Below are 9,951 nucleotides of genomic sequence, written 5' to 3'. Positions count from 1 at the left end.
CGTTTTTATTCTTTATCATTTGGGACTTATCAAAACGCTCTGAAGCCGGTCGCGCCGGTACTTTTTGGATGTTTTTAGCGCTTGGTGCGGGCTTTATAGGATTTATACTCAAGGTGCTAATAGAAGTGGCGTTTAACAAATGGTTCATTTAAACAGATCTCTTATTTATAAACCATAAGAAAAACGGATAGCGCTATTCGTCAATGATAATATGACTGACCCTGTCGCTAATAGACAAAGTCACCAATAAAGAGCCGTCGCTGCCAAAGTCATTATTCATGTTGTTTATGTGAGTGTATTAAAGCAAATCATTCACTTATCTGACTGCGGGATAACGTCACTCACGTAAGTCGGCAGATCCCACGCGCCACCGGCGAAACCCCGGCACATTCCTGTGCTGGAATCTTCTGCTTGAACAAAGTCTTTTCCATCCCAAACCCATATCGCCCGATTCCAGCAATCGCCAACCCCGCGGTCTTTGTGTGTTGCCCAAATCTCGCCATTAGAATAATCATTGCCCATGGTAGTAATTAGCTGCGAACGACGGGGTTTTGCCTTGTCAATCAGCCAATAACCATAGCCTTCGTTGTATGCGCCCTGCCAACAAATATGACTGGCTAATGTATGGGTAGCATCTACGGGTGTAAATTCCCAGTCTAGCCTATCAGCGCCATATTCTTGCATTCGTTGGTACGCTTCGGTCTTTGGATTGACCAGCTCACAGTCTCCCATATCGTCTTCAGAGCCGATAAGCTCCTTAGCATCAATATCAATCCACTTATTTATATTTTTTTGAAAATACACTAGCTTTGCAGGGTCGAGCTGCTGTTTATCATCATCCGAATATGAATATGCTTTTTTAATCACAGGTTTTGCTTTGGCTGCTTTAGGCGTTTGCCGATTAGGATTGTTTTTGCTCACTAGTGCTATCGATGTGCCCACTCGCCCTTGCACCTCGTCAAGCTTGAGCAGCACGGCACTCATGCCTTTATCGCTGATTATCCAACGATCATCACCCGCTCTTATCTCTATCTTAGTATTTTGACGCGAATGACTTAGAAGCTGCTGAGTTTGCTTAGTATTAAGCTCACCCTTCTCAATGGCACCATAATTTTTATTGTTTAGCCAAAGCTCTGTTGCCCTCAATTCATTGTCGCTACTATCCACCTTGTCTTCTTGGTATTCAAAAGCCACCTGTACATCTGGTATCGACTTTTGCGGTAAGGCTGTCAACAAAATCGAGGCAGGCGTATCCAACATACTCTCATCCGCATAACCCGCTGCTCGGCAAGTCAAGGTATTATCACAGACCAGTTGCCAATCATCCTGTACAAAGCCCCACCCTTCAAATGGCGTACCATAGGCAGCATGAGCAGATATGGACGTCAATGGCAGCAAACCCATCATGGCACTGAGTAAAATCGTTAATTTTTTCACTGCCCATTTTCCTTATGGTAGGTAAGTACGAGCTACTTTTTGGCAATCAAGGTCGCGCGCATCGGTGCAGGATAGCCTTCGAGGGTTTTGCTAGAATCATTGGGGTCTAAAAAATCGGCTAACGAATGATAGGTCATCCATTCCGTTTTACGTTGTTCCTCAATCGAGGTTACGGCTACATCTACGCAGCGCACGTCTGAGAATCCAGCCTTTTCTAGCCAGCCAATTAATGCGGCGACTGACGGCAAAAAATACACGTTATTCATTTGCGCATAGCGATCATGCGGCACCAGTACCGTATTGGCATCGCCTTCAATGACCAAAGTCTCAAGCACCAACTCACCACCTTTTACCAACTGTCCTTTGAGTTGTTGCAGGTGCTCAAAGGGTGACTGACGATGATACAGCACGCCCATACTAAACACGGTATCAAACAGCTGACTGTGCTCTGGCAATGCTTCTAATGGCACGGGAATATAATGGGTACGATAACGACCTGTACCATGAACATGAGTATGAGCATCAGCGTTACCCACAAAATGACGAATCGCCATAAACTGATGATAAAACAGGCAAGACGGATCAATGATAATTACTGTATCCGCGCCAGCCCCTGCCATACGCCAACCGTGATAACCGGAGCCGCCGCCGACATCTAAAACACGCCGACCTTTTAAATTTCCTAAATGCGGTGCGACCCGCTGCCACTTCCAATCACTGTGCCACTCGGTATCTATAAAAATTGGCGCGGCTTGTTGATCTTCATTCTGACCACTATCGACTTGACCACCAATCTGAAAAGGCCCTTTGCGCCATGGCATCAATTGCTTTAGTAGCGCCATGGTTTGTTTGCGCTCAGAGTCACTCAACGGCGCATTAATCGTCAATATGTCACTGTCCAAATCCACATTATAAACGGCTAATGTTGGCAAACGTGCTACCGACGCTTGATAAGCCGGCGCATGCGCATAGTTGGCTTTATCCTTGATATCATTTAACCACGTGGGTAATTTTGACAGCCACTCATAGGCGCTCGGCTGCTGCTGTGCCAGCTCTAATAAGGTTAAATACAGTTCGCGTTCGGCGTGGATGATAGTGTCGTTAAGCATAAAAGCAGATTACCGTGTTGATTGTTATTTAAATGGATAATAATGAAAACAGTGAAAGTAAAGAAAAAGCAAAAAAAATGAGCCTCAAGATTGGAGTGCTTTAAAAGTGGGCAAATATGCGAGGCATAGCTCGGTGTTCTTTAAAACTTTATTCGCGCCTCGTCCCTCGGCAAAAAACTCGTCTTGCGCTCGGGTAAATCAGCCGTAGGGTGCGCCCAGCGCACCAGTTTAAAGAGATATACTATTCAAAAGACATTATATTTGCTGTTTCTAGTATTATTTTTATAGCTCTACCCTTATAGGGCATACCGTCCATAAAATTGCTTATATAGACACCCCATTCATTTTTCTTTTCATCGTCTGGCACATATGCTTCTGTGTTAATACTACAATCTTTTGCAAGAATTACCATAATCACTTCAAACGCTTCAGTTCTAACAACAGTATCAAGATGACTAAAACTTCCATCATTAATAACTGGTATTTCTTTTACTCCTAAGAAATCACCTAATAGACTAGCATCAATGTCTTCATTTTTTATTTTGCCTAAGAGTGTAGGTTTAAAGCATACTAACATTACAGCAATTAATCGTAGCAAGGCTTGGCCCAAATATATTCCTTCAAAGAAGGTTTCTGAGCTAGAAAAACTCTGCACAACTTGTATATGTAAAATAAGCGTTTCTATCTCTCTGAGAGAAATTTTCTGATACTTAATAAGACTTTCAATAGCTCTTCTAAAATAATTTGAGTTTAAAAGATTGTTAGGCAAACACTCTTTTTCTCTCGCTAGCTTAAAGAAATGATCAGTAGCTGCCAAAACAAGGTTGTTTAAATCTCTAGTAGAGTAAGGTGACAGTTCAAACCTGAACTTTATAAACTTATCTAAGTAGCGTTGTGCATCAACTGCCTGACCATAACAATGGTTTATAGAAGCTCTTAACTGCTGGGTATTAGTGATAAGTACAAAGCTAACACCTTCAACATCAAACGTATGCTTGATTATCTCAAGCATATCGACTGCGAAGTTTGGTCTACAGCGATCAAGTTCATCTATAAATATAACGATAGGATCGTGAGATGCAATCGCTGTTAGAGCAGTTTGCAACGTTTTTAAACTCTTCTCTGCCTCTACATGATCTTTGAGTATGAGCTCTGCTGTTTTGTCGATTGACTCATCAGCAGCTTTTTGAATTACTTCATCGAAATCGTTTGTAATATCCGCAAAGTCTTGTCTTAGAAGATGAGAAACACTAGCCTTAGCTACTGTTTTAAGAGTATAGCGTACAGCTGGTAATACTCTATTTATAAAAGCTTTCCTACGTGGACCTTCAGGTAATATTTTAATTATTTCTGCCAGTACAGTCATCAAAGGCTCATCAACATGATCAGCTTTAAAAGCGTCAATATAAATTATATTGTGTGTACTATCTTCCTTCATTAGATTAATAAGTTTATGACAAAACTCAGTTCTACCTGTTCCCCAACTACCATCAATGACCATTGGCGAAATATCTATATCAGACTTCAAAAGTTTGATAGCTTTTTCGGCGATACTTTTTCGCTTGAACTCATCGCGACCGTCAAACGTTTTTGATCTGATATTCATATCCATTTTTTCATTCCTTGTAATTATTGTAATAAAATATTCTTTAACAACGATAAATACAGGCAAAGACACAGTGTCGCCGCTAGCCTCGATTGCAGCGTCTATCCTGTTTGGGTGCATGAGCTGCGACGGCTTGGCTTTGGGGTGTCTCGCGAAGCAAGAGACGCGCCAAGCCTTAGCCTATCGCCTCATGCAAACAAGCAGATAATAGCGAAAAGCGAGATTGGCTCCCAAAAAACTTATTTAAACGCCACCACAGAAACGAAATTCAAAAACTGAAACCATGTCAGATGACGCTTAAAACCAACATCACTCAACCGTGCATGATGCTCATCTAAGGTATCGGTAATCAAGACGTTTTCTAGCGCATTACGCTTGCCGCTAATTTCCATCTCGGTATAGCCATTGGCGCGCTTAAAGTCGTAATAACGCTCAACCAACCATGCATCATACTGCTCATCAAACGCATGGGTTTTCTCAGTTAGTACTAGTATGCCACCTTCACTTAATGCGGCATAAATTTTCTCTAATACTGCAACTCTATCGGCAGCAGGTAAAAACTGTAACGTTAAGTTCAAAATCACCATATCGCAGGGTTCAAGCTCAACATCGCGAATATCAGCGGTAATTACTTCTATATCGTGCTCAGGATAATTATCACTCAATAAAGTCGTCGCTTCAGCGGTCATCGCAGGTGAGATATCAATCGCTTTAATTTGCAGGTCTTGTGGCTCAAACTCGCCAGCGAGTGCCATACTTGCGCCACCAAGCGAGCAACCCAAATCATAAATGCGACTGACACGCTGACCCTTATCATCCTGCTGGCGATATTTACAATGACGACGGGCAAATATGGGTAGCATTGCCAGCACCTGACCATAACCAGGCACACTGCGACGAATCATATCAGGGAAACAAGCCACCACTTGCTCATCAAAGGAAAAGCGCGCCGCTTTATCGAGTGGCGTTGTGAATAAGGTGTCATGTTTGATAGCAGGCTTGGCTTGGTTCATGGTGCGACTCGTTTTTGGTTTTTGGTTTTTGGTTTTTGGTTTTTGGTTTTCGACATTGAAACTTTGATTGGGAAATGCTCAGTGGTTCTGATCGATACTATTTAATCGATGCTATTCAACTGATAGCGTTAGCCCAGAGCGGACTAACGTAGCAAAAGCCCATTATAACATTACTGTTTGTTACTTATCGCAGCCAACTGCCCTGCTAAGCTGATTAGGTCGCGCTAAGGGTAATAAACTCTTCAAAGTAACAAGTCATTGAAAAGTGACAACATTGTAACCAAATAAAGACCTTAGCCTATCTCTATAACAACATCTATAATAATAGGAAAAATTATGCAAACCATTATATTAGGCGGTGGCTGTTTCTGGTGCACCGAATCTGTATTTTTATCCGTCAAAGGCGTACAGTCTGTCGTTTCAGGCTATATGGGCGGCGATGCTGTCTCTGCTAACTATGAAGCCGTCTGCGGCGGCGACACCGGACACGTTGAAGTCATCAAGGTTAAGTTTGATGAATCTATCGTCCCGTTAGAAGTCATACTCGATGTTTTCTTTGCCACTCATGATCCCACCACGATGGATCGTCAAGGCAATGATGTTGGTAGCCAATATCGCAGCGTGGTGTTTTACACAGACGAAGATCAAAAACCAACCGTCGATCGCACAATCAACAAACTACGCGACATGGGTCTCAACGTCGTCACAGAAGTACACCCTGCCGTTGAATTTTATCAAGCAGAAGAGACCCATCAAGACTTCTTCAATAGAAATCCGGGACAGGCTTATTGCAACTTCGCCATACCGCCAAAGCTTGCCAAATTGCGTAAAGAGTTCAGTAAGTACATGGTGAGCTAAACAAAACGTTAAATAAGAAACTGCTGAAAAAGCATAGTTCTTAGAGCGACTTTTAATCATAGCCAAACGCTTATTCCATAGGCGTTTGGCTTTTTAATACCCTTAGTATTATTAACCAAAAAGCTATTATAAAAATAACTAATAATATAAACTTCAATGAATAAAGGCGAACTTATGAACCCTGAATTTTGGCAAACGCGCTGGCAAGACAAGCGCATTGGTTTTAACCAGTCTGAAGTGAATCCGTTATTAATGACGTACTTTAGCCATTTAAACGTGCCCGCTGGTGGTCGAGTATTTGTGCCTTTATGTGGTAAGTCGATCGATATGGCATGGCTAAAAGCGCAAGGCTATGACGTGGTTGGCGTCGAACTGGTTGAGACAGCCGTACAAGAATTCTTTGCTGAACAAAATATCGTGCCTACTGTACATCAGCATGCAAATAATCCAGCGATTAAGTATTATCAAGGTCAGCTGGCAGGACGAACAATCACGTTATGGGTCGCTGATATTTTTGCGCTAACAGCTGAAGATATTGGCTTTGTCGATGCAGTATATGATAAAGCGGCATTAATTGCCCTGCCAACCAATATGCGTGTGAAATATAGCGAGCACGTACACAAACTTGGTGTTAATGTGAGTAATAAAGCAGCGCCGCAACTGTTGCTCACATTGAATTATGATCAAAGTAAAAAGGATGGGCCGCCCTTCTCCATCAGTAGCGAGCAAATACAGCAATACTATGGCGAGCACTATCATATTAGCGAGCTGATAAATGAACCTGCTACTATTGGCTCCGCACCTGAGCTAAAAGTCACTGAGCATGTTTGGCTGTTGAATTAAATATAAGCTTAATTATCGCAATGATTCAATAGTGATTAAGCGACGATTAAATCATAACGGAGAAACCTAATGAAAGCTCTAGTTAGTCTCGTCAGCTTAATCGCCTTTTTGCTGGTGGCGTTACCCGGTCCGCTTTATAAATATGGCATCGTCGATTTGGGTACCGCCTTTACGGGATTTAAATTCGGCGTGTTTGCTGGCATCGCTGCCCTTATCTTACTCGTTTTACAAATGATATTTAAACGCAAAACAGTGACACTTGGTAGCACGGTAATAGCGCTGCTACTGTCTGCTATTGCCATAGCTATGCCGCTAAGTATGATGAATAAAGGCAAAAGTGTACCGCCTATTCACGATATATCGACCGACTTGATTAATCCACCTAAGTTTGTGGCCATTGCCCCACTACGCGCTGATGCGCCAAATCCCGTTGAGTACGCAGGTGCGGAAGCTGCAAAACAACAACGTGACGCCTATCCGGATCTGCAAACCTTAACCTATACGCAATCAAAGTCTGAATTGGTCAAGGCGACCGAACAAGCCATCAATAATTTAGGCTGGGATTTGGTAAATAGTGATGTGGATAAAGGCATTGTCGAAGCGACAGATAGTACGATGTGGTTCGGCTTTAAAGACGACGTTGTCGTACGTGTGACGGATAACGGCAGTGAGCGTCTGCTCGATATTCGCAGTAAGTCACGGGTTGGCGGTAGCGATTTGGGCAAAAATGCAGAGCGCATTCATAACTTTATTAATGAGTTGGATAAGGTTTTGGAGAAGTAGTTGGGTTTTAGTGAAAATAAGGATCTACTAAGATGCTAGGCATTTTGACACTAGACTTTTCCATCCAAAACCCTCTCCTAACCTCACGCCAGCGTCCATTTATAGTAACTGAGTGCTTCGATACCTTTTCTTTACTATTTAGATTGGTTACTCTAAGTCCATACTACCTTAACCAGTTCTGCATCCTCTTTTAATGACCACTTTGACGTTTATAGGACATTTTCATGCGTTTGACTCCAGTTTCTACTTTATCGATACTTAGCCTTGCTGTTGGTTTGAGTTTTGCTAGCACTGCCCAAGCGGCCAAACCTCCAGCCCCAGACTTATCTAATGCCGAGCTGCAACAATGTTTAGATGGATTAAAAAACTCTAGCAAATTTAGCGGAGTTGATGGTTATACCTTTAACAACTATCGCCCAAGCCAGCCTGATCCTAGCGTCATTCAATCGTTGAACTATCAACCAGAGTTTCAAAAAGACGTTTGGGATTATCTCTCATCACTGGTCGATAGCGAGCGTGTCGAAGATGGTATCCGCGCCAAGCGTCAATGGAGTGATACGCTACGTAAAATCGAATCACGCTATGGGGTCAAAGCCGAGCACGTACTAGGCGTCTGGGGTGTTGAGTCAAACTTCGGTCAGACATTGGGCAAAAAGCCGTTGTTTGAATCCCTAGCGACGCTGTCTTGTTTTGACCGTCGTCAGAGCTACTTTCAAGGTGAATATGCCAATGCACTAAAAATCGTCCAAAATGGCGATATCGCGCCCAGCGATATGACTGGCTCATGGGCAGGCGCTTTTGGGCAAACGCAGTTTATGCCGAGCACCTTTTTAGAATTGGCCGTTGATTTTGATGGCGATGGTCGTCGCGACTTGGTCAATAGCGTCCCTGATGCGCTAGCCTCTACCGCTAACTTCTTGGACAATCGTGGTTATCGTACTGGCGAGCCGTGGGGTTACGAAGTCAAGTTGCCCAGTGGTTATTGGGCCGCCTCTGACCGAAAGAACAAAAAGTCTATCAGCCACTGGCGCGATCAAGGGCTAACGCTCGCCAATGGCAGTCCATTGCCTTACGACTTGAATAGTGCAGGATTACTATTACCTGCAGGCGCTGAAGGCCCTGCTTTCTTAGTGGGTAAAAACTTCGATACGTTTTATTCGTACAACGCGTCAGAGAACTACGCCTTAGCCATCGCGCATTTGTCAGACCTAATTACCAAAGAAGACAGCAGCAAAACTGACTTCGTCACTGCTTGGCCTACCGATGATCCGGGTATCAGTCGCCAGCAAGCCAAAGACATTCAGCAAGCGCTGTTAAATGCTGGTTATGATATTGGTGAAGTCGACGGCATTATTGGAGACAATACTCGCACTGCGATTCAGCAGTACCAAACCAGTAAGGGCATCTTCCCCGCTGATGGACGCGCAGGACAGAAATTTTACCGTTCAATCATTGGAAATGCAGGAAACATAGCTCCAAGAAGCACACAATATGGCAACCAATATGGCAACCAATATGGGCAACCAGCGAACAGTCAGCCTTTACAGCCTGCCTCTGCTGATCGCATGGGACAGTTGATTCAACAACAAACGAGCAGTCCCATCACTTACTCCCCTCAGTCGTCAGTCCAACCATCAAGTTCTGGCAATACGCGTTATCGCCGCGTGACAAGTGCCGATGGTAGCGTGAAGCTCGTGCGTGTTGACGAAGGTTCATAGCACTACAGCATGTCCTCATTTTTATTACTATTTTTAAAATGAGGGCATGCGCTAAGTTTGTGATAAACCTAATTGTTATAGACCTAGATTCAAATAAGAAGTGCAACGTTTTAAAAGAATGAGTTGAAGAGTAAGATGTGCCGTGTTGCATTTCAAACTTCAACTCCTACATATCAGAACGTTATGAAACACTATACACATCTTACCCAAGAGCAAAGATATCAAATATCAGCGCTATTGCAAGCTAAAAAAGGCATGAGTGAAATAGCTAGAATTATTGGCTGTCATAAATCAACGGTGAGTCGAGAGATAAGGCGAAACATGGGACAAAGGGGTTATCGCCCCAAACAAGCCCATCGATTGGCAAACGCGCGCAAAGTTGTGAATAGCTCACAGATCAGCCGCTTTGGCTGGTGCTATATTGATCATCTACTCAGCAAGCACTACTCACCTGAGCAAATCACAGGGCGACTGAGAATGCTGGGTTGGCAAGAGGTCCCAAGCCATGAATCGATATATCAACACATCTATACTGACAAAAAGGCAGGGGGTAACTTACATAGCGCCCTTAGATGTCAAAAGCG

Annotated in this window: 10 protein-coding genes; 6 read left to right on the top strand and 4 right to left on the bottom strand. The window is 43.4% G+C overall.

All coding sequences use genetic code 11. The features are described from left to right. Positions 1–152: DUF2788 domain-containing protein (locus tag W293_RS16895; protein WP_084212260.1), on the top strand; the 152-nt coding region annotated here is incomplete at its 5' end. 160 nt (positions 153–312) lie between these two features. On the opposite strand, the gene W293_RS0102200 is transcribed toward W293_RS16895, so the two are convergent. The 4 genes from W293_RS0102200 to cmoA all read right to left on the bottom strand — a co-directional run bounded on the left by W293_RS0102200 (position 313) and on the right by cmoA (position 5,165). Then, positions 313–1,437, bottom strand: a complete 1,125-nt coding sequence (locus W293_RS0102200) for a DUF1176 domain-containing protein (RefSeq protein WP_025650896.1) — start codon at positions 1,435–1,437, stop codon at positions 313–315. Positions 1,438–1,469: 32 nt separating this feature from the next. After that, positions 1,470–2,546: a tRNA 5-methoxyuridine(34)/uridine 5-oxyacetic acid(34) synthase CmoB gene (cmoB, locus tag W293_RS0102195; protein ID WP_025650895.1), complete on the bottom strand. Its 1,077-nt coding sequence runs from the start codon at positions 2,544–2,546 to the stop codon at positions 1,470–1,472. A gap of 241 nt (positions 2,547–2,787) precedes the next feature. Continuing rightward, positions 2,788–4,224, bottom strand: a complete 1,437-nt coding sequence (locus tag W293_RS0102190; RefSeq protein WP_198015407.1) for a KAP family NTPase — start codon at positions 4,222–4,224, stop codon at positions 2,788–2,790. 167 nt (positions 4,225–4,391) lie between these two features. Next, the gene (cmoA, locus tag W293_RS0102185) at positions 4,392–5,165 is read right to left on the bottom strand and encodes a carboxy-S-adenosyl-L-methionine synthase CmoA (protein ID WP_025650892.1); all 774 of its coding nucleotides are present in this window, start codon (positions 5,163–5,165) and stop codon (positions 4,392–4,394) included. A gap of 336 nt (positions 5,166–5,501) precedes the next feature. On the opposite strand from cmoA, the gene msrA reads away from it, so the two are divergent. The 5 genes from msrA to W293_RS17145 all read left to right on the top strand — a co-directional run. Then, a complete protein-coding gene (gene msrA, locus W293_RS0102180) occupies positions 5,502–6,023 on the top strand; it encodes a peptide-methionine (S)-S-oxide reductase MsrA (RefSeq protein WP_025650891.1) in 522 nt (173 codons plus the stop codon). 174 nt (positions 6,024–6,197) lie between these two features. After that, a complete protein-coding gene (gene tmpT, locus W293_RS0102175; RefSeq protein WP_025650890.1) occupies positions 6,198–6,866 on the top strand; it encodes a thiopurine S-methyltransferase in 669 nt (222 codons plus the stop codon). A gap of 69 nt (positions 6,867–6,935) precedes the next feature. Further along, a complete protein-coding gene (locus tag W293_RS0102170) occupies positions 6,936–7,649 on the top strand; it encodes a DUF1499 domain-containing protein (protein ID WP_025650889.1) in 714 nt (237 codons plus the stop codon). A 224-nt stretch (positions 7,650–7,873) separates the two neighbouring features. Next, positions 7,874–9,367 carry a lytic murein transglycosylase gene (locus W293_RS0102165; RefSeq protein ID WP_025650888.1) on the top strand — a complete coding sequence of 498 codons (1,494 nt, stop codon included), beginning with the start codon at positions 7,874–7,876 and terminating at the stop codon, positions 9,365–9,367. 183 nt (positions 9,368–9,550) lie between these two features. Beyond that, on the top strand, positions 9,551–9,951 hold a 401-nt coding region (locus W293_RS17145; protein WP_037025970.1), incomplete at its 3' end, for a helix-turn-helix domain-containing protein.

Origin of the sequence: Psychrobacter sp. TB67 (assembly GCF_000511065.1) — a bacterium.
GTDB classification, from domain to species: Bacteria; Pseudomonadota; Gammaproteobacteria; order Pseudomonadales; family Moraxellaceae; genus Psychrobacter; species Psychrobacter okhotskensis.
The sequence above is the reverse complement of the archived record's forward strand: the minus strand, read 5'-3'. Positions and strand labels throughout refer to the sequence as shown.